Raw genomic sequence first — 18921 nt, 5'->3', positions numbered from 1 at the left:
TGCCGTGGGCGAGCAGATGGTGACCGTCAGTCTTGGTTGCGCGTCTTTATCGCACGCGTTGGCGTCGATGCACGACCTGCTCGCCGCCGCCGACAAGTCCCTTTATGCGCCACGAGGGATTGGCGAGCGCGAGTTCGACCACGAAACAAAAGCCCACGAAAAAGATCAGCGTGGTGATGACGATCTGCAGCGGACGTTGGCCGCGGCTTTGCAGCGCCAGCATGGCGAACGTGCCCACGGCGGACATCAGCACGCCAACCGTCAGCGATACCCCCAGCAGCAGTTGCAATGCCACGGCGCTGCCGACGACCTCGGCGACGTCGCACGCGATGATCGCGATCTCACAAGTGATCCAGAGGAAAACCGTGGTGCGGCGGCTATAGCGGGCGCGGCACAGTTGGGCGAGATCACGTCCGGTCACGACGCCGACTTTCGATGCCACCCATTGCAGCAGCAAACCCATCAGGCTGGCTGCCAGCACCACGCTCAGCAACTGGTAGCCGTACTTTGCGCCGCTGCCAAGCGCGGTGGCCCAGTTCCCCGGGTCCATGTAACCGACCGCGACCAGCGCGCCGGCGCCGATAAAGGAGAACCAGCGTCCGCGTACTCGGGGAGCGCCGTCGGGCGGTTCGCCGCGATGATTGAGGCCGGAGGCGGGAACGAGGTCGGACGGCGGATTGTCCGCAGAGCCAGTCTGGTCGAGAGCGGACGAATTCGTATTCATGCAGTCTGAGGCCTGTTTCCTATAACCGGAAATTCACGAAGCGGGTGGAAAAATGGCGCGTTCGGCAAGAGCAGTGCCGCGGCAAGCGTCGGTTCCGACTGCGCAGCAACCAACGTTCCGCTCCGTGTAGTCAGCGGCAAATGCACGACAAAAACCTTCGATTCGATAACAACATGGCAATCTCCCCAATGATGACATTACGCAAGCGAATGCGCTTTCAGATTCATTGGCGGCATTATGGTCTTTACCGGTATCGATAAGGTGCCGTGTCCGCACCAGCCACAATGCACCAGCTCGCGCCAGTCCTTGCAGGCAGTGATTCTGCGCATGTGCACTTTGCGCGACAATCGCTCCCGATTGTTTTTTGGTGCGACGCGTTTTGATGATAGTTTTCGTTTTTTTCACCGTCTCGATTGAGCTATAAGGAAAGGGCGCATCGGGATGAGGGTGGTCAACGGCCGGCAAGTCGAAAGGACGGAGGAACTGATATGGCAGAGAAATTGGCGGACCAGTTGTCAAAGCGCGCAGGCGCGGCGGCGTTAGTAGTGGCCACTGCAATGGCATTGGGAGCGTCGATGCCGGCATCGGCGAAAGACACGCAGCTCAACGTCTACAACTGGTCGGACTATATTGCCAAGGACACCATCCCGAACTTCGAGAAGCAGACGGGCGTGAAGGTCAAATACGACAACTACGACAGCGACGACACGCTGCAGGCCAAGTTGCTTACAGGCAATTCAGGCTATGACATCGTGGTGCCGACCAGCAATTACGCTGGCAAGCAGATCGCCGCCGGCATTTTTTCTCCGCTCGACAAATCCAAGCTCCCGAACCTCAAATACCTCGATCCCGACCTGATGAAACTCGTCGCCGGCGCGGACCCGGGCAACCAGTACACGGTGCCCTGGGCGTACGGCACGACGGGTCTTGGCTACAACGTGACGAAGGTCCAGCAGATTCTCGGCAAGAACGTGCCGCTCGATAACTGGGACATCCTGTTCAAGCCGGAAAACATCTCGAAGCTGAAGGCGTGCGGCGTGTCGGTGCTCGACGCGCCGGACCAGATGTTTGCGGCGGCGCTGCATTACATCGGCAAGGATCCGATGAGCACGAACCCGGCCGACTACCGCGCCGCGCTCGCGATGCTCAAGAAGATCCGCCCGTACATCACGCAATTCAACTCGTCTGGCTACATCAACGACCTGGTGGGCGGCGATGTGTGCTTTACCTACGGCTGGTCCGGCGACGTCGTGATCGCCAAGCACCGCGCCGTGGACGCAAAGAAGGCGTTCAAGATCGAATATTACATTCCGAAGGGCGGCGCGCCGGTCTGGTTCGACGTGATGGCCATCCCGAAGGACGCGAAGAACAAGGAAGCCGCGCTGGAGTGGATCAATTACATCGAGACGCCGCAGGTTCACGCCGCGATCACGAACGAGGTGTATTACCCGAGCGCGAACCAGGAAGCGCGCAAGTACGTATCGAAGGATGTGGCTGAAGATCCCGCCGTGTATCCGCCGCAGGACGTGATCAAGACGCTGTTCCTGCTCAAGCCGTTGCCGCCGGAAATTCAGCGCCTGCAGACCCGGCTCTGGACCGAGCTGAAGTCCGGCCGATAAAGAAACGATGCGGCACGGCGTACGATGAACGCAAAGCCCCCGGTCACCCGGGGGCTTTGTTCGTCACCGGTTTGAACATTGGTACAGGAAAAAAACGCAGTGGAACGAGGCAGCACGAACGCGCGGATGCGCACGAGCCGGGCAGCAGATCATGAGTGAGCAGTGGAGTGCAGTGCCTTCCGCACAAGGTGGCCAGAACGGCTCAGGCGGTCCCAACGGCCGCCGGCCGGAGCCCGGCATGCGCAGCCCGGACTGGGCGGAAGAGAACTTCGTGCGGATCGTCGATGTCGTCAAGAAATTCGATGAAACCGTCGCGGTGAAAGGCGTGAACCTGTCGGTCAAGAAGGGTGAATTGTTTGCGCTGCTCGGCAGTTCCGGTTGCGGCAAGTCCACCTTGCTGCGCATGCTTGCGGGGCTCGAGTCGGTGACATCGGGCCAGATATTGATCGATGGCGAGGATCTCGCGGCCATGCCGCCGTATCGCCGGCCGACGAACATGATGTTCCAGTCGTACGCGCTCTTTCCGCATATGTCGGTGGAAGCGAACGTCGCGTTCGGGCTGAAGCAGGAAGGCGTGCGCGGCGCGGAACTCAAGGAGCGCGTGCACACGACGCTCGAACTCGTGCAAATGGCGCGATATGCGCAGCGCAAGCCGCACCAGTTGTCCGGCGGGCAGCAGCAGCGGGTGGCGCTTGCCCGCAGTCTCGTGAAGCGGCCCAAGCTGCTGTTGCTCGACGAACCCATGTCCGCGCTCGACAAACAAATCCGCCAGCGTACGCAGATCGAACTGGTGAATATCCTCGATAAAGTTGGCGTCACCTGCATCATGGTCACGCACGATCAGGAAGAGGCCATGACCATGGCTGGCCGGATCGCGGTGATGAGCGAGGGCGAGATCATCCAGACCGGCACGCCGCACGAAGTCTACGAATACCCGAATAGCCGGTTCACGGCGGAATTCATCGGTTCGACCAATCTCTTCGATGGCAACGTGGTCGAGGACGAACCCGATCACGTGTTCGTGGAGTCGAAGGATCTGCCGTCGCGCTTGTATGTGAATCACGGGATCACTGGACCGCTCGGCATGCCAGTCACCATTTCGGTCAGGCCCGAGCGCATCGCGCTGACACGCAAGCCGCCCGAAGGCGCCTACAACTGGGGCCGTGGGACGATCGCGAACATCGCTTACATGGGCGGCTACACGCTTTATCACGTGAAGCTCGACAGCGGCAAAGTGGTGGTCGCGAACTTGTCGAGCCTGACAATCGGCGAACTCGAATCACCCACCTGGGACGACGAGGTTTATGTGCGCTGGTCGGCGTCGGCCGGTGTGGTGCTCACGGCATGAAAGCGCTGCATTCAATCCGGCAACGCTTTGGTCTTTCCGGAAGGACGGCTGTGATTGCCGGGCCGTATCTCTGGCTCGTGCTGCTGTTTCTCGTGCCGTTCCTGCTGGTCGTGAAGATCAGTTTCTCCGACTCGCGTCTGGGCATCCCACCTTATACGGATTTGACGGCGTTGAAAGAGGGCGTGCTGAATATCGCGCTCGATTTCTCGCACTACGCATTCCTGCTGACCGACAGTTTGTACTTCGCAACGTACATGAACTCGCTGCTGGTCGCGGGGATATCGACGTTGCTGTGTTTGCTGATCGGTTATCCGATGGCGTATTACATCGCGCGATCGAATCCGGCGACCCGCAATCTGCTGATGATGGCCGTCATGCTGCCGTTCTGGACATCGTTTCTGATTCGCGTCTATGCGTGGATCGGCATTCTCAAGAACAACGGCCTGCTGAATAATTTCCTGATGTGGACGGGGATCATTCATTCGCCCATCGAGCTTTATCACACGAATATCGCGGTTTATATCGGCATGGTGTATTCGTATTTGCCGTTCCTCGTAATGCCGCTTTACGCGCATTTGGTCAAGATGGATCTGACCTTGCTCGAAGCCGCTTACGATCTCGGCGCGAAGCCCTGGAAAGCGTTCTTGCAGATCACGCTGCCGCTTTCGAAGAACGGGATCATTGCGGGATGTTTGCTCGTGTTCATTCCGGCGGTGGGCGAATACGTGATTCCGGAACTGCTCGGAGGCGCGGATACCTTGATGATCGGCCGCGTGATGTGGAATGAATTCTTCGATAACGCCGACTGGCCCATGGCCTCGGCCGTGACGTGCGCGATGGTCTTGCTGCTGCTCGTGCCCATGGCCGTCTTCCAGTATTACCAGGCGAAGCAACTGGAGGAGAAGCCATGATCCAGCCTAGCCGCCCGCTGCGTTTTACGTTTCTCGGTATCGGATTCCTGTTTCTTTATATCCCGATCATCAGCCTGATTGTGTATTCCTTCAACGAGTCGCAACTGGTCACGGTCTGGACGGAGTTTTCGTTCAAGTGGTATCGCGCGCTGGTTCACGATGAAGAGTTGATCAACGCCGCGTGGTTATCTATACGGATTGCAGTATTCACGGCGTGCGCGTCGGTCGTGATCGGCACGTGGGCGGGTTACGTCCTCGCGCGAATGGGCCGGTTTCGCGGCTTCACGCTCTATGCCGGCATGATCAACGCGCCGTTAGTGATTCCCGAGGTGATCCAGGGGATTTCGCTGTTGCTGCTGTTTGTGGAAATGGCCAAGATTTTCGGCTGGCCTGCGGGACGCGGCTTGTTCACCATCTGGATTGGCCACGTGATGCTGTGTATTTCCTATGTCGCGATCATCGTGGAATCGCGGGTCAGGGAATTGAATCCATCAATTGAAGAAGCCGCACTCGATCTGGGCGCCACGCCGTTACGGGTGTTTTTCTCGATCACGCTGCCGCTCATATCGCAGGCGTTGGTGGCCGGGTGGCTGCTGTCGTTCACGCTGTCGATCGATGACCTCGTGTTGTCCGCATTCTTGTCCGGACCAGGATCGACCACGTTGCCGCTCGTCGTGTTTTCGCGCGTCCGGCTCGGGCTGAATCCCGAGATGAACGCGCTGGCCACGTTGTTTATCGCGTTTGTGACGGTCGGCGTGATCGGCGCAAATTATGTCATGCAGAGAAACGAGCGAAAGCGCCTGACCAACGTGCTTTAACCGTCAGGCGGCCATCGACAGGTGTTTGTTCAGCGTCGCCGGGTCGGTGTTCGTGCCGCACAGCAGGACGCCGACGCGTTTGCCTTCCAGCGTTTCGCGCAACGGGCCGAGCAGTGCAGCCGTGGCCGCGGCGCACGCGGGTTCCACGGCCAGCTTCAGCTCGTTGAACAAATGCAGCATGGCGCGGCGCAGGTCGGCATCGGTTACGGTCACGAGACGGTCGATATGCCGCCGGCACAACTCGTAGCTGTACTCCTCGGTATGCGGCGCCATCAATGAATCGGCAATGCTCTGCATGGCGCCCATCTTCACCGTGTGGTTTGCGGCGAAGCTTTGGCCCATGGCATCGGCGCCTTCGGGCTCGACGCCGAAGACATGTATCGATGGATTCGCGAGCCGGAATGCCAGCGACACGCCCGCAGCAAGGCCGCCGCCGCCGACAGGCAGGATCACCGCGTCGAGGTCAGGCGCTTGCGATGTCCATTCGTAACCGAGCGTGGAAGTACCGATCACGGTTCTATATCCGTTGAACGGATGCACGAAATATCGGCCTTCCTCGGCTTCGATCTTACGTACGATCTCGAACGCTTCCGCGCCGTTCTCCGCCATCACGACTTCGGCGCCGAAACGGCGGCACAACGCAACGCGCGCCGGGCTCGCGGTCTTGATCATCACGACCTTCGCGCCGATCTCGAGGCGCATCGCGGCATAAGCGACGGCCACCGCATGATTTCCCGCCGATACACACGTCACGCCCGCATCGCGCTCGCTGTCGGATAAGGCAAGCAGGTGCGAAAAGGCGCCACGCGTCTTGAACGTGCCGCCGACCTGCAGCAGCTCGAACTTGAAGTTGACCGGCGTGCCTTCCAGTGTGGGGAAGTCGTGGCGCTCGAAGGTCGGCGTGCGCGCAACCCACGGCGCGAGCGCCATGTGCTGGGCGGCGATATCGTCGAGGGTAGGGATCGGCGTGCCGTCGATGGTCTGGTCGGGGTGATGGGCGGTGGACATGGGGATGTGCGTAATGTGGGTCAAAGAAGCGTTTCACTCATACCGGCGCCGCTTCCGCCAATACCTGTTCTCGAAACCTGATCGGCAGATCGCTCGGCGTGAGTGAGTCAACGGCCACGCCAAGCACTTCTTCGAGTTCCATTTGCAGGCCGCCCAAGCCGAAAAGCGTCGCGCCAGGCAAAGCGTCGACCAGCAGGTCCAGATCGCTGCGGTCCAGGTCGGTGCCATGCAAAACCGAATCGAACACACGTGGGTTAGCCGCGTGGAAGCGGCCACCCGCTTCGCGCATTGTGTCCCGTTTCAGACCAAGGGCGGCGGAAGGTTTCATCGTATCAACGCACCTGCGCTTCAACCGACATGCTATGAATGAACTTGCCCAAAAACGCCTCGCAGGCCGCAAGCTGCTCCAGCGACACATACTCGTTCGCCTTGTGCGCCTGCTCGATATTCCCTGGCCCGCAGACAATGCTCGGCACGCCGGCGAGCTGGAACAACCCGGCTTCCGTGCCATACGCGACCTTGCGTTTGTCCTGGTTCTCCGTCAGCGCACGCACGAGCTGCGTGATCGCCGCCTGCTCTGAAGCATCCAGACCTGGAGCCGCGGCGATCCGTGAAAACTCGATCGCCGCGTTTGCGTGTTCCTTCTGCATCTTCGGCAGCAACTCTTCGCGCGCGTACTTCTCGATGCGCTGAAAAATCGGCTCCGGATCGAGCGTCGGCAAGTTGCGGAACTCGAACGCGAAATTGCATTCGGCCGGCACCGTGTTGATCGCGTTGCCGCCGTTGATCGTGCTGGTCTGCGCGGTCGTGAAGGGCACGTCGTATTGTTCGTCGAACGGACCTTGCGCGCGGAATTCGTCGGCGATATCGCGGATATGGCAGATCAGCCGCGCCGCGTATTCAATCGCATTCAAACCCTTCGGTGTCAACGACGAATGCGCCGCCAACCCGCGCACGCAGCAGTTATAAGCGTTGATGCCCTTGTGCGCGATGATCGGCCGCATGCTGGTCGGCTCGCCGACAATACAGCCGTCCGGACGCAAGCCGCGCTTTTGCAGGTCGGTGATCAGCAGCGGCGCGCCGGCGCAGCCGATTTCTTCGTCGAAGGAAAGAGCGAAGTGGATCGGCCGCGCGAGTTTCGTGGCCTGCATCTTCGGCAGCAGGGTCAACGCCGCGCCGATAAACCCCTTCATGTCGCACGTGCCGCGGCCGTACAGCAAACCGTCGCGGACTTCAGGCTTGAACGGATCGCTGTCCCATTTCTGACCGTCGACGGGCACCACGTCCGTGTGGCCGGACAGCACGATCCCGCCATTCGTCGCGCCGTCGTGCGCGGGAACGGTCGCGAAAAGATTGGCCCACTTGCCGCTCGGGTCGGTGGTCAGTGTGCTTTCGATGCCCGCCGCGCGCAGGTCGTCGCGCACGGTTTCGATCAGGCCCATGTTCGGATTGCGGCTGACGGTATCGAAGGAGACGAGCTTCTTGATCCACGGCAGCGACGCCGGTTCAGTGGAAGGTGTTTGGGCGACGGAAGCCGTCGATTCAGCGATCTGCGACATGACACTCTCCTTGATTTTCACTTTTCGATGATACCGAAAAAGCAATAAAAACTAACGCGATGGCGCGATGGCGGCAGCCGGTTTCTGTTGCCGCACCGGCGCGCCGAGTGCGCGCAACGTTTCCTTGACCGTCGAAATCCGCACCGCGAGGTCCGGGCTGCGCACTTCGATGCGCAGCTTGTCCTGCCCCGCGAGCTTGATGTGCTTGTTCTTCTGCACCATCTCGATGATCTTCATGGCGTCGACAGGCGGGTTCGGCACGAACTGCAGCGAGATCACATGTTCCGCCGCATCGATCTTCAGGATCCCCAGCGGCTTGGCTGCGAGCCGCAGCTTGTGGGTCTCGACCAGCGCGCTAGCCTGCGGCGGCAGTTTGCCGAAACGATCGATGAGTTCTTCCAGGATCGAGTCGATGGCATCGCTCGATTCGCAGTTCGCCATGCGCTTGTACAGCGACAAACGTTCCTGCACGTCGGCGCAATAGTCGGCGGGGAGGATCGCGGGCGCGTGCAGGTTGATCTCGGTCGTGGCGGCGAGCGGCGCGTTCAGGTCCGGTTCGCGGCCCTCTTTCAGGGCACGCACGGCGTCGTTGAGCATGTCGGTGTAGAGCTGGAAACCGATCTCGTGGATCTCGCCCGATTGTTTGTCGCCGAGCACTTCGCCCGTGCCGCGAATTTCCAGATCGTGCATGGCGAGGTAAAAGCCCGAACCGAGTTCTTCCATCTGCTGGATCGCTTCCAGCCGCCGCTGCGCCTGTTTCGTGAGCGCGGCCGGATCGTGCACGAGCAGATACGCATACGCCTGATGGTGCGAACGCCCGACACGGCCACGCAACTGATGCAACTGCGCGAGGCCGAATTTATCGGCGCGATGGATCAGGATGGTGTTTGCGCTCGGCACGTCGATCCCGGTTTCGATAATCGTCGTGCACAGCAGCACGTTCGCGCGCTGGCCGACGAAGTCGCGCATTACGCGCTCGAGTTCGCGTTCGTGCATTTGTCCGTGCGCGACCGCAATGCGCGCTTCGGGCACGAGTTTTTCGAGCATCGAACGACGGTTTTCAATGGTCTCGACTTCGTTGTGCAGGAAATAGACCTGACCGCCGCGCTTGAGCTCGCGCAGCATCGCCTCGCGGATCACGCCGTCTTCCTCGCGGCGCACGAAGGTCTTGATCGCGAGACGTTTTTGCGGCGCGGTCGCGATGATCGAAAAGTCGCGCAAGCCTTCCAGCGCCATGCCGAGCGTGCGCGGAATGGGCGTGGCGGTGAGCGTGAGCACATCGACTTCAGCGCGCAGCGCCTTCAACGCTTCCTTCTGCCGCACACCGAAACGGTGTTCCTCGTCGATGATCACGAGCCCCAGCCGCTTGAACACCACGTCGCTGGACAGCAGCTTGTGCGTACCGATGACGATATCGACAGTGCCGTCGTTGATCGCCTGGATCGACCCTGCCACTTCCTTCGTGCTCTTGAAGCGCGACAGCTCGGCGATCTTCACGGGCCAGTCGGCGAAACGGTCGGTGAAGGTGTTCGTGTGCTGTTCGGCGAGCAGGGTGGTGGGCGAGAGGATCGCGACCTGTTTGCCGCCAAGCACCGCGATAAACGCCGCCCGCAGCGCGACTTCCGTCTTGCCGAAACCCACGTCGCCGCAGACCAGACGGTCCATTGGCTTGCCGCTCGTCATATCGCCGATGACAGCGGTAATCGCCGCGGCCTGGTCCGGCGTTTCCTCGAAGCCGAAACTTTCGGCGAACTTCGCGTAGTCGCGCGCTTCGAGCGGGAACGCGTGGCCCTGGCGCAGCGCCCGCCGCGCGTAAAGGTTGAGCAGCTCGGCGGCGGTATCGCGGATTTGCTGCGCAGCCTTGCGTTTTGCCTTGTCCCACTGGCCCGACCCGAGCGTGTGCAACGGCGCGGTGTCCGGGTCCGCGCCGCTGTAGCGCGAAATCACATGAAGCTGCGCGACCGGCACGTAGAGCTTGGTTTCGTTCTGATATTGCAAATGGAGAAACTCGGTCTCGCCTTCGCCGAGATCCATCGATACCAGCCCCATATACCGTCCGATCCCATGCTGCGTATGCACGACCGGATCGCCGATTTTCAACTCGGAGAGGTCGCGCACCATCGAGTCGACGTTGCTCGCCTGTTCCTGGCGGCGTCGTCCGGCGCGGCGCGTGAGTTGTCCGTATAGCTCGGTTTCGGTGACGATCGAGAGACCTTCGCCCGGCAACGAAAAGCCGTTCGAGAGCGGCGCGACGCCCAGGGAAAACTTGGCGTCGCCCGTCAGCCATTGCTGGAACGTGTCGTCGATGGCGGCGCGCAGGCCGTTGTCGGCGAGAAGCTGCTGGATCGTCTCGCGACGACCCGCCGATTCCGTGGCGAGCAGCACGCGATTGGGCGTCTGCTCCAGATAATGGCGCAGCGCGAGCAACGGATCTTCGGCATGCCGATCCACGGCAAGGCCCGGCAGCGGCACGGCCCAGCCGCCCTCGGGCGAGGGCGGAAACTTGATCTGCGCGAACGGTTTGGCGAAGGAAAAGAAATCGTCGTCGGAAAGAAAGAGACGCTTTGGTTCGAGCAGCGGCCGCTCGCGGTCATGCGACAGGAAGTTGTAGCGCTGCTTCGTGTCGTTCGTGAAGCGCTTGATTGCCGCGTCCATGTCGCCGACGAACGCCAGTTGCGCGTCTTGCGGCAAATAGTGGAAAAGCGTGGCTGTTTCGTCGAAGAACAAGGGCAGGTAGTACTCGATACCCGCTGCCGGCACACCATTGCCGATGTCCTTGTATATGGATGAACGGCTCGGATCGCCTTCGAAAACCTCGCGCCAGCGGCTGCGGAAGGCGGTGCGGGCGGGTTCATCGAAGGGAAATTCGCGCCCTGGAAGCAGACGCACATCGCGGACCGGGTACAAACTGCGTTGCGTGTCCGGATCGAAGGCGCGGATGGAATCCACCTGATCGTCGAACAAATCGATCCGGTACGGCAACGGCGAGCCCATCGGAAACAGATCCAGCAACGACCCACGCACGCAGTATTCGCCCGGACGCACGACCTGGCTCACATGCTCATACCCCGCGAGCGTCAACTGGCTCTTGAGTTTCGCCTCGTTGAGCCGCTCGCCCTGCGTGAACGAGAACGTGTACGCGGCCAGGAACGATGCCGGCGGCATCCGGTACAACGCCGTGGTGGCGGGCACGAGCAGGATGTCGCAACGGCCTTCACCGAGGTCGTGCAGCGTCGCAAGGCGCGCTGAAACCAGGTCCTGATGGGGCGAAAACGTGTCGTAGGGCAGCGTTTCCCAGTCGGGCAGCAGCCTGACCCGGGCGTCCGGCGCGAAGAAGGGGATTTCGACCGAAAGACGTTGGGAATCCACCGCGCTCGCGCACATCACGACCAATAACGGGACGTTTTCGCAGTTTGCGAGGTGGTAACGCGCGAGAGCGAGCGCGTCGGATGAACCGGTGGCGCCATCGAAGGCAAAGCGCTGACCGGCCTTGACGAGTGCGATAGGAGACGTTGACTGCAAACTGACGGCTTTTGAAGGCATAAAGTGTGCGGGGAACCGTTCGCGTGCGAAAGTGCATGCGGGACCGGCATGGTCGCGATGGACCTATTATAAAATCCGGGCTTCACTTTTGACTTGGGCGTTTTCAACTCGTGACTTCCCGCCTGTTCGCCCTCATCCCATGTGCCGGTTCCGGCAGCCGTTCCGGCGCCCCCATGCCGAAGCAATATCAGACCGTCGGCCGTCATCCGATGCTGCGCTATTCCCTCGCTGCCTTCGATGCCTGCTCCGAGTTTGCCCAGACGCTCGTGGTGCTGGCACCGAACGATCATCACTTCGATGACCGCCGTTTCGCGGGCCTGCGCTTCGCCGTGCAACGCTGCGGCGGCGCGACGCGGCAAGCTTCTGTCTTCAACGGCCTGGCGGCGCTGGCAGGCTTTGGCGCCCGGGAAGACGACTGGGTGCTCGTGCATGATGCGGCGCGCCCCGGTCTCACACCCGAGATGGTGCGCAAGCTCGTGGGTGAGCTAAAGAACGATCCGGTTGGCGGGATTCTGGCGCTGCCGGTAGCGGATACGTTAAAGCGCATCGAGGCAGAAGGCACGGCGCACGACGAAGGGCGCATTGCCCGCACCGAGTCGCGCAACGGCTTGTGGCAGGCACAGACGCCGCAGATGTTCCGTCTCGGCATGTTGCGCGATGCAATCACGCGGGCCCGGCAAGACGGCCACGACCTCACCGATGAAGCGAGCGCCATCGAATGGCTGGGACATGCGCCGCGATTGATTCAGGGGAGTTTGCGCAACTTCAAGGTCACGTATCCTGAGGATTTCGCATTGGCGACAGCCATGCTCGGCGCTGTCTGATATTTCATTTGGCTCACCGCTTAACCTTTTAGGATTATCGATGGATTTCAGAATCGGACAAGGCTACGACGTTCACCAACTGGTCGAGGGACGGCCGCTGATCATCGGCGGGGTGACGATTCCTTATGAACGCGGCCTGCTCGGGCATTCGGACGCCGATGTCCTGCTGCACGCGATCACGGACGCCTTGTTCGGCGCAGCGGCAATGGGCGATATAGGCCGTCATTTTCCCGATACGGATGCCGAATTCTCAGGCGCCGATAGCCGCGTTTTATTGCGCGAGGCATTTGCGCGGGTTTCGGAGGCGGGGTTTGCGATCATGAACGTCGATTCGACCGTGATCGCGCAGGCGCCGAAGCTTGCGCCGTTTATCGAGGCGATTCGCGCGAATATCGCAGAGGATCTGGAACTGCCGTTGAGCCGCGTCAACGTGAAGGCGAAGACCAACGAGAAGCTGGGGTATCTGGGCCGGAAAGAGGGGATTGAGGCGCAGGCGGCGGTGCTGTTGATGCGTACGGGAATCGATGCCTGAAAAATGCAGTTGATAGTAGTCGCGCCGGAGAACCCTCCGGCGCGCTTGATCGATTTACTTCCCTTCAGCCGTAATCGCCAACTGAGCCGCCACGATCACAGCGGCAATGCGCCCGACATCGCGTAATTGCGTCGTGCTCATGCCTTCGCCTACGAGATTCTCGTAGTGCGATTTCACGCAGAAATGGCACTTCCCGACAATCGATGCCGCCAGCGCAAACATCTCGAAACGCCGTTTATCCAGACCGCCGTGCGTGGCGTACGCATTCATCCGCAAAGCGGCGGGCTGCGTCTTCAGGTCGGCGTTATCGGCCATTTCCAGGTACGGATACCAGACGTTGTTCATGCCCATCAACGCGGCAGCGGTCAACGCGCCGTTCGTTTCCTCAGCCGACAACACGCCCGACTCGCGAATCAGCGTCACGATCTTCGTAGCCTTCGCGGCATAGGCGGCCGCGAGCGCCACGCCGACGGCATCATTGCCTTCCAGCGATGACCGCGCAATCGTCCCGTCCACGTTCAGCCGGATGTCTTTTGCGTAATCAGGAATCAGTTCTTTAATCGATGCGAGGAATTCCATAAATTTCTCCTATCCAATAACCGATAAAAAAGCCCGCCGGCTCGAGTTTGACTCGTAAAGCAGACGGGCTGAGGCGCAGCCATAAAGGCCTCGCCGGTACCTATGCAATTACAGCGTCGTACCGCCGACAGCACGGTTACACGGGCAGAGTTCGTCCGTTTGCAGGCCGTCGAGAATACGCAGCACTTCTTCCGGGCTGCGGCCGACGTTCAGGTTGTTCACCGAAACGTGCTGGATCACATTGTCCGGATCGATGATGAACGTTGCCCGCAACGCCACGCCCGCTTCCTTGTCACGCACGCCGAGCTGGTCGATCAGTTCGCCCTTCACGTCGCCGAACGAGTAGTGGTTCAGCTTGCTCAGGTCCTTGTGCTCACGGCGCCATGCCAGCTTGACGAATTCGTTGTCCACGCTGCCGCCAAGCAGCACTGCGTCACGGTCTGCGAAGTCGCCGTTCAGCTTGCCGAACTCGACGATTTCCGTCGGGCAGACGAACGTGAAGTCCTTCGGATAGAAATACAGGATTTTCCACTTGCCAGGAAACGACTGCTCGGTGATCTCTTCAAATGCCGACACGCCATTTTCTTCGTGATTGTTGAAACCCGGCTTTGCAGCTGTAACGGTAAAAGCTTCAACTTTATCGCCCACGGTCTTCATATGAATACTCCTGTGTTCGTTGGAAGAAAAACCAAGACTACCTGATCGCTGTAACGCTCACATGACGCAGCATCAAACTCAAAGCCGTTGATCTGGCGAGAGCGCTGCGTTGAACGAAGTCCACTATAACCCTATTGAGCAATGGTATCAATAGATTTTGACTAACACCCCAAATAGCTTTTAACGAATGGACCGATAGGCATTTGAAACCACCCTGCGCATTGAACGCCATGGCGAAACCCTTGGGCCTGCATGAAACTTCATGAGCGCAGTGTGCGTTTTTCCATGGCCGGAAAGTCGATGGTGACTTCGAACCCTGGGTGCGGCGAACGGTTACGCAGCCGCAGCGTGCCGCGCTGCCGCGTCACCAGCCGTTGCACGATCGCCATGCCCAATCCGGTTCCGTTGGCCTGCGTGCGGGCGGTATCGACGCGATAGAAGGGCCGCGTGATCAGCGCAACCTGGTCTTCAGGAATGCCGCGTCCTTCGTCCATCACCGATAACTCCACGCGGCCATGGTTCACACGGGTTTGCAGCGTGATCCGCGCGACGTCATCGGCGGCGCTGCGGCCATACTTGCGCGCGTTTTCCAGCAAATTGCCGATCACGCGACGCACATCGGTGGGATCGCCCTCGACAATCGCGCCTTGTGCCAGATCGGTTTTCATCACCACGCCTTCCTCGGTGAGAAAGCGCGCGGTCATCTCGCCCCCGATCATCGACAGATCCACAGCCTCGGCCATGCGCTGCATCGGCCGCGCGTAGTCGAGGAAACGCCCGATGATCATGTCCATCTGTTCGATGTCATCGACCATCGCGAGTTTCGTCGCTTCGTCGGAGGGGCTCATCTCGGTTTCCAGCCGCAGACGCGCGAGCGGCGTGCGCAAGTCGTGCGAGATCCCGGCGAGCATCAGCGCACGGTCGGCATCGAGTTGCTCGAGATCCTGCACCATCTGGTTGAAGCTTCGATTGGTTTCGGCGGCAACGCCCATGCCGCGTTCAGGAAGCGGTTCGGGTGATTGTCCCGAGCCGACCTTGCGCGCGGCGAGCGCGAGGCGCGCGAACGGCCTGTTCACGAGACTGGTGATGAACGCCGCGCCAAAGAGCGACAGCGCGAGCGCAAAGATGCCCCAGCCGGCCCATTGCAGGCCGGTGACGGTATCGAGCTGATCGCGGTCGAGCGCGACCCAGTAATCGTCGTCGTCGATCTTGAAGCTGATCCAGACGCCCGGGATGTCGTTCACCGATTGCGCGATGACCGTGTCATTGCCCAGGCGGCCGCGAACGTCGCGCTCGATCAGACGGTTCAGCGATTCGTCGGGCTGGAGACGGTATTTATCGGTGGTTTCGCGCGGATACACGCGCACGCCTTCATTGCTTTCCAGATCCTGCAGCAGCGCGCGGCGAAGGTCGGGATCGGAATAAAGGAGGGCGGTGCGGGTGAGCTTGACGACGGCGACCAACTGCAGCGCGACGCGCTGCGCGCGCGGCTCGCGTTCGATCACGCGAAAGCTCTGGAACCAGGCGGCAATGCTCACCGCGATCAACAGCGCGATGAGGGCGAACGTCCGCCAGAACAGGCCGCCGAACGCGAGCGTCAGTAGCCGCCTGTCAATCCGCATGGGTCGTTGACGCTCGTGCTTGTGGCGCGCATGAAGCGCGTTTGCGAGGACTCAATCAGAACTCAACTGGTACTCAATGCTCAAGCCGCGCCGTCCGGAATGAAGACGTAGCCGAGACCCCACACAGTCTGGATGAAGCGTGGGCTGCTCGGGTCCGGCTCGATCAGCTTGCGCAGCCGGGAGATCTGGACATCGAGACTGCGGTCGAACACTTCGTATTCACGGCCACGCGCCAGTTCCATCAGTTTTTCACGTGACAGCGGCGCACGCGGATGCCGCGCGAAAACCTTCAGCACGGAGAATTCACCCGTGGTCAGCGGGATTTCCTGGCCATTCTTGGTCAGCGTGCGCGTGGCGAGATTCAAGGCAAACTCGCCGAATTCAAACACCTCCGCAGTTTCGGACGGCGCACCCGGCAATTCCGACGGCGACTGCCGGCGCAGCACGGCATGAATCCGGGCCACGAGCTCGCGCGGATTGAATGGCTTCGGAAGGTAATCGTCGGCACCCATTTCCAGCCCGACAATCCGATCCACGTCTTCGCCCTTGGCGGTCAGCATGATGATCGGGGTGCGGTCATTGCTGCCGCGCAGTCGCCGGCAGATCGACAGGCCGTCTTCCCCCGGCAACATCAGGTCGAGCACGAGCAGGTCGAAACGTTCGCGTACCCAGAGCTTGTTCATCGACGGTGCATTTTCAGCGACATAGACATTAAAGCCTTGTTCGCCGAGATAACGCCGCAAAAGATCGCGCAAACGGGGATCGTCGTCGACTACGAGTATTTTTGAGGGATTTTTGGTTTCCATTCCGGCATCTTAGCGCGATTAGAAAGAGGAGCAGTTTGCGTGAATTATAAGGTAACAGATAGTTACAAAATTTACGGGGACTGTGGCACGACGTAAAGGTTCTATGCGTACACTCCTTTACCTAAGCCCGTCATTCGGTAGATACTCCATTAGTACAACGATTGCGCGTCAGCAACATGGCGGCATGACCGTCCACCTTGCCTGCCACGCAAGCACGCCAAAGAGCCTGAGACTGTCCGGTTGTCGAGCAACGAAGGGAACAACATGAAGGGAGCGCGGCGGCGCAAACCTGTGCGCAACATGCGCATCATCCGACTAACGCTGATCGCTAGCGCGTTTTACGCCGTGTTTGCCGTGCGCAGTGCTTTCGCGCAACCATCCCAATCCTCCAGTCGCAATGCGTCGGCGTTTGACCGGCCGGATTCGTCGTGGGCGTCGTCATCGGGTTATCTGAATTCGGATGCCGGCGAGAATCCAACTGCCGGCGGGTCGAGTGCGCGCCCGCAAAGGAGCCGCAGTTTCGATGGCCGCCTGATGCGCGCACAGCATCGAATGGGCAAGCAGTCCGGGAACACTCAAGCGCAGCAAATGCCTGTCATGCAGCCGCCACCGGTTGACCCGCAACCGCCCGAACGTACGCCACGGCACGGCGTGATGACCGCCGATGAACGCAGGCTGTTGCGCCAGCACATCGAGGAAGCGGTCAGGGATCTGTATAAGCGGTGATTGCTTTCCGTCTGATGCCGGCCGTTCCCGGAACGCAAGCGCGCCTATGAACCGGCGCGATTTTCTTTCTGTTGCTTGCGCACTCGGTGTTTGTGCGATGGCGCCATCGACGATTGCGATCGCTCGTCAGGTTCCGCCGGCAGCTCAAGGCATGGTGCTGATTCTCGTCGAGCTGAAAGGCGGCAACGACGGCTTGAATACCGTGATTCCGTTTGCCGATCCCGCTTACGCGGCCTTGCGTCCGACCATCGGAATCCATCGGGACCATGTGCTGCAGCTCGACGAGCGCAGCGGGCTTCATCCGGCAATGCAGCCGCTGATGCCGCTGTGGCGCGACGGACAGCTCGCAATCGTGCAGGGCGTCGGCTACCCGCAGCAGAACCTCTCGCATTTTCGATCGATGGAAATCTGGGACACCGCGTCGCACGCAGACCAGTACCTTCGCGATGGCTGGCTTGCACGGGCGTTTGGCGCGGGAGGCTTCGAAACGACATTCCCCGCCGATCCCTTTGGAACGTCAATCAAGACAGCGATGGAAGCGCTTGCAAGCACGCGAGCCTTGTCGGTGATTCGCCTTACGCTCAACGGCTTCGATACTCATCAGAACCAGCCGATACAGCACGCGCGTGTGCTCGGTCAGTTATCGAATGGATTGGCCGCAGTGCGATCCGCACTGACCGAACTCGGTCGATGGAACGACACCCTTGTCATGACGTACTCGGAGTTCGGCCGGTGTCCGCGTGAAAACGACAGCCGCGGCACGGATCACGGCACGGCCGCGCCGCACTTCCTTCTGGGTGGCCGGGTGAACGGCGGTTTATACGGCGCCGCGCCCGCACTCTCTCGGCTCGACGGCAACGGCAACCTGCCAATGAACGTGGACTTCCGGCAGCTGTATGCAACTGTTCTGGGGTCCTGGCGCGGCATGAACGCCGACGCCGTTCTCGGCGGCAAGTTCGAAACGCTGCCAATAATGCGCGCCTAGCGAACCCGCCACGTAATCCACAGTTTGCGGATGGGCGTGAGCGCAATGCGCTGATGCAAGACCTTGAAATCCTCGCCCTCGATTTCATCGAGCAAGGCCAGCGATAACGCCGCGTGCGAGCGCAGCACGCGCTGTGCCGGGCGTTCATCGGCGGGAATGGCGGCCAGCGCCTGGTTCAGCGCGTCACGGGCGCGGCCCGTCTGGAAGCGCATGAGTTCGGTGAACGCGTCGCTGTATTTGCGGTTGATCAGATCGGCCGCCGTGACGCCGAAGCGCTGCAGTTCGTCGATGGGCAGATAGATGCGGCCATGACGCGCGTCGTCGCCGATGTTTTCCACGCGCTCCGCGAGCATCAAGGCCGAGCCCAGCGCCATCGCCCAGTTTGGAACGTTTTCAGGGTGGCGCGCCGTGGCCCGCGCGACGATCACGGCAAACGCGCCGCCCGCGTTATCCAGATATCGCCGAAGACCCGCCCAGTCGATATATCGCGCCTGCTCCAGGTCGAGTTCATAGCCATCGACCATGTTGCCGACATATCCGCGGCCTTCGTCGTCAAGGACCGGCGTGCCGGCCTGATGCGCCGCGATGGCCTTCGTGACCGGGTGCGCCGGTTCGCCGCCGAAGAGGCTTGCCAGTTCCTTCTGCCACCACGCATGTTTG

At 60.6% G+C, this 18921-nt stretch carries 18 protein-coding genes and 1 pseudogene; 8 read left to right on the top strand and 11 right to left on the bottom strand.

Going from position 1 to position 18921, the window contains the following annotated elements:
- Positions 1-109: 109 nt before the first annotated feature.
- Positions 110-724, bottom strand: a pseudogene (locus ACRXB1_RS11400) (Nramp family divalent metal transporter); the annotation flags it as partial.
- A gap of 33 nt (positions 725-757) precedes the next feature.
- Positions 758-1129 carry a hypothetical protein gene (locus ACRXB1_RS11395; RefSeq protein ID WP_449492056.1) on the bottom strand — a complete coding sequence of 124 codons (372 nt, stop codon included), beginning with the start codon at positions 1127-1129 and terminating at the stop codon, positions 758-760.
- Positions 1130-1281: 152 nt separating this feature from the next.
- On the opposite strand from ACRXB1_RS11395, the gene ACRXB1_RS11390 reads away from it, so the two are divergent.
- The 4 genes from ACRXB1_RS11390 (at position 1282) to ACRXB1_RS11375 (ending at position 5420) form a co-directional block, all read left to right on the top strand.
- Positions 1282-2343, top strand: a complete 1062-nt coding sequence (locus ACRXB1_RS11390) for a polyamine ABC transporter substrate-binding protein (protein ID WP_086383732.1) — start codon at positions 1282-1284, stop codon at positions 2341-2343.
- Between the two features lie 151 nt (positions 2344-2494).
- Positions 2495-3691, top strand: coding sequence for a polyamine ABC transporter ATP-binding protein (locus tag ACRXB1_RS11385; protein ID WP_082771412.1), 1197 nt, complete (start codon positions 2495-2497; stop codon positions 3689-3691).
- Positions 3688-4602 (top strand): ABC transporter permease subunit, encoded by a 915-nt coding sequence (locus tag ACRXB1_RS11380; RefSeq protein WP_062169867.1) that lies wholly within the window; start codon positions 3688-3690, stop codon positions 4600-4602. Before ACRXB1_RS11385 ends, ACRXB1_RS11380 begins: the two co-directional genes overlap by 4 nt.
- Positions 4599-5420, top strand: a complete 822-nt coding sequence (locus ACRXB1_RS11375; protein WP_372237039.1) for an ABC transporter permease subunit — start codon at positions 4599-4601, stop codon at positions 5418-5420. Before ACRXB1_RS11380 ends, ACRXB1_RS11375 begins: the two co-directional genes overlap by 4 nt.
- A gap of 3 nt (positions 5421-5423) precedes the next feature.
- Here ACRXB1_RS11375 and ACRXB1_RS11370 read toward each other — a convergent pair whose 3' ends face one another.
- The 4 genes from ACRXB1_RS11370 to mfd are packed head-to-tail and all read right to left on the bottom strand — an operon-like array spanning position 5424 to position 11530.
- Positions 5424-6428, bottom strand: a complete 1005-nt coding sequence (locus tag ACRXB1_RS11370; protein WP_062169868.1) for a threonine/serine dehydratase — start codon at positions 6426-6428, stop codon at positions 5424-5426.
- 37 nt (positions 6429-6465) lie between these two features.
- On the bottom strand, positions 6466-6756 hold the full coding sequence (locus ACRXB1_RS11365; RefSeq protein WP_449492055.1) for a nucleotidyltransferase: 291 nt from the start codon (positions 6754-6756) through the stop codon (positions 6466-6468).
- Between the two features lie 4 nt (positions 6757-6760).
- Complete coding sequence (gene argE, locus ACRXB1_RS11360) at positions 6761-7987, bottom strand: acetylornithine deacetylase (RefSeq protein WP_062169870.1); 1227 nt, start codon at positions 7985-7987, stop codon at positions 6761-6763.
- Between the two features lie 51 nt (positions 7988-8038).
- Entirely contained in the window at positions 8039-11530 is a 3492-nt protein-coding gene (mfd, locus tag ACRXB1_RS11355) for a transcription-repair coupling factor (protein WP_449492054.1), read from the bottom strand.
- Positions 11531-11640: 110 nt separating this feature from the next.
- On the opposite strand from mfd, the gene ispD reads away from it, so the two are divergent.
- Together ispD and ispF are read left to right on the top strand one after the other, a co-directional pair.
- Positions 11641-12354 carry a 2-C-methyl-D-erythritol 4-phosphate cytidylyltransferase gene (gene ispD, locus ACRXB1_RS11350; RefSeq protein WP_061999281.1) on the top strand — a complete coding sequence of 238 codons (714 nt, stop codon included), beginning with the start codon at positions 11641-11643 and terminating at the stop codon, positions 12352-12354.
- A 40-nt stretch (positions 12355-12394) separates the two neighbouring features.
- Positions 12395-12886 (top strand): 2-C-methyl-D-erythritol 2,4-cyclodiphosphate synthase, encoded by a 492-nt coding sequence (gene ispF / locus ACRXB1_RS11345; RefSeq protein ID WP_061999282.1) that lies wholly within the window; start codon positions 12395-12397, stop codon positions 12884-12886.
- Between the two features lie 54 nt (positions 12887-12940).
- On the opposite strand, the gene ACRXB1_RS11340 is transcribed toward ispF, so the two are convergent.
- The 4 genes from ACRXB1_RS11340 to ompR form a co-directional block, all read right to left on the bottom strand.
- Positions 12941-13465, bottom strand: a complete 525-nt coding sequence (locus ACRXB1_RS11340; protein WP_061999283.1) for a carboxymuconolactone decarboxylase family protein — start codon at positions 13463-13465, stop codon at positions 12941-12943.
- A 108-nt stretch (positions 13466-13573) separates the two neighbouring features.
- Positions 13574-14122, bottom strand: coding sequence for a peroxiredoxin (locus ACRXB1_RS11335; RefSeq protein WP_061999284.1), 549 nt, complete (start codon positions 14120-14122; stop codon positions 13574-13576).
- A 260-nt stretch (positions 14123-14382) separates the two neighbouring features.
- Positions 14383-15744 carry an ATP-binding protein gene (locus tag ACRXB1_RS11330; RefSeq protein ID WP_062169873.1) on the bottom strand — a complete coding sequence of 454 codons (1362 nt, stop codon included), beginning with the start codon at positions 15742-15744 and terminating at the stop codon, positions 14383-14385.
- A gap of 80 nt (positions 15745-15824) precedes the next feature.
- Positions 15825-16550, bottom strand: coding sequence for an osmolarity response regulator transcription factor OmpR (gene ompR, locus ACRXB1_RS11325; protein WP_056353156.1), 726 nt, complete (start codon positions 16548-16550; stop codon positions 15825-15827).
- Between the two features lie 264 nt (positions 16551-16814).
- Here ompR and ACRXB1_RS11320 point away from each other — a divergent pair, with 264 nt between their 5' ends.
- Together ACRXB1_RS11320 and ACRXB1_RS11315 are read left to right on the top strand one after the other, a co-directional pair.
- Positions 16815-17276: a hypothetical protein gene (locus ACRXB1_RS11320; RefSeq protein WP_061999286.1), complete on the top strand. Its 462-nt coding sequence runs from the start codon at positions 16815-16817 to the stop codon at positions 17274-17276.
- Between the two features lie 97 nt (positions 17277-17373).
- Positions 17374-18261: a DUF1501 domain-containing protein gene (locus ACRXB1_RS11315; protein WP_449492053.1), complete on the top strand. Its 888-nt coding sequence runs from the start codon at positions 17374-17376 to the stop codon at positions 18259-18261.
- Here ACRXB1_RS11315 and ACRXB1_RS11310 read toward each other — a convergent pair.
- The coding region (locus ACRXB1_RS11310; protein ID WP_449492052.1) for a squalene/phytoene synthase family protein at positions 18258-18921 on the bottom strand (664 nt) is incomplete at its 5' end. The two genes, ACRXB1_RS11315 and ACRXB1_RS11310, sit on opposite strands and share 4 nt — an antisense overlap.

It is taken from the genome of Caballeronia sp. M23-90, assembly GCF_053574605.1.
This window is presented reverse-complemented; position numbering and strand designations above follow the sequence as displayed.